Source organism: Salinivibrio siamensis (assembly GCF_001996005.1).
Classification (GTDB): Bacteria; Pseudomonadota; Gammaproteobacteria; order Enterobacterales; family Vibrionaceae; genus Salinivibrio; species Salinivibrio siamensis.
In genome coordinates this window covers 1-1,280 of sequence record NZ_MUFB01000056.1, presented here as the reverse complement: position 1 = coordinate 1,280, position 1,280 = coordinate 1, and the positions used below count along the sequence as shown (strand labels likewise).

The following is a 1,280-nucleotide window of genomic DNA, read 5'->3' as shown; positions in this document are numbered from 1 at the left end:
CTAGCTTACTGTTAGCTATATTCTATGCACCTAAAAAGCTATTTATCACAACAGGTGCTGCTATAGCTTTTGTATTGGCCGCATTTCTATTTGAGGGTTTTATAGTTGTAAAAACATTTATGGAGAGCATACCCGGATGATAATTTTGCATAACAAGGAAATGCAACGGATAAATCTCTGCTGCGCTCCGGTTTACCATTGATTGCGGCGTTAGCCATCAATTTGAGTTGATCGAATGGATTATTATAAAGAACTATTTAATAAAGCAGGATGGTTTGTCCCTCCCTATGTCCAAATGGGGTACTTAGATAAAATTGCGGAAGATATTTCCAAAAACAATGATTCAAATTTAGAGTCACTACTTAGCCGTATATACACCCACGATCATCTGGCTGCAATGGTGAAGCATCGTTATCCTATTGCTCCTCATATCTCTGATTATAAGCTCATTATCGCTGAAGCAATTGATGCTCACTTCTTAGGGTTACATCATGTTGCTGTATCCGGTCTTATTCCRGTAATTGAAGGTGTGGGTCGGAAAATACTAGAATCTAAAAATATATCCGAAAAGTATGTCAAAAATGTTTTCGTAGCAGTAGCTGAACACTCTAAAGAAGACGTAATTGCAAATCAACTTGGTGCCGTGGATGAAATTGTAGCAATGCTAGATTCATTCGTTCATTTTACTAATAATAATCTATACGTTAATTCAGCTCGGTATCCTCATGGAGATAAAACTAATCGCCATGGCATATTACACGGTGCATTTTCTGATTCTGACTATGGCGAACCTATTAATTTTTACAAAGCTATAGGTTCAATCGAGTTTTTGTGCTTCGTTGTTTCAATAAGAGAGCCTATTTCTTTCTTTGCTCCTAATTCAAGTGAGGCTTCTTTTAAACTAGCTAAGCAATATGCTCTATTTCAAATAATGAATGATTGGCGAAAAAATGGCTAACAAACTGCTCAACAGGATTAACAAACGTTCGGCAATTTTGGTTTGCTCAGGATTAGCGTTTACGGTAGTAAATCTAGGATAAGTGGTTATGTTTGTTAACCAATTAGCAGGGCTACATGGGTTCCCCCCGTTCGTCAAGCATCCGCGAAGCGTATTGAGTTTGGTTTGGACTGCCGCTCTACATTCGGCCTTTTACTGACTCACGTCATGGCCCTGATGACATTGCGCGGTTGCAGTGCCTAATTCGTTAGAAGGCATCAAGGTGCCCGCCGCATTAACAGGCTCTCTGCAAATGGTCTTCACCGATACTCATCAACTTGCG

The 1,280-nt window shown here is 39.4% G+C and carries 1 protein-coding gene; it reads left to right on the top strand.

Annotated features, from left to right (window positions below):
• Positions 1 to 235: 235 nt before the first annotated feature.
• Positions 236 to 958, top strand: coding sequence for a hypothetical protein (locus BZG73_RS15865; RefSeq protein WP_077668826.1), 723 nt, complete (start codon positions 236 to 238; stop codon positions 956 to 958).
• The last annotated feature ends 322 nt before the right edge of the window (positions 959 to 1,280 follow it).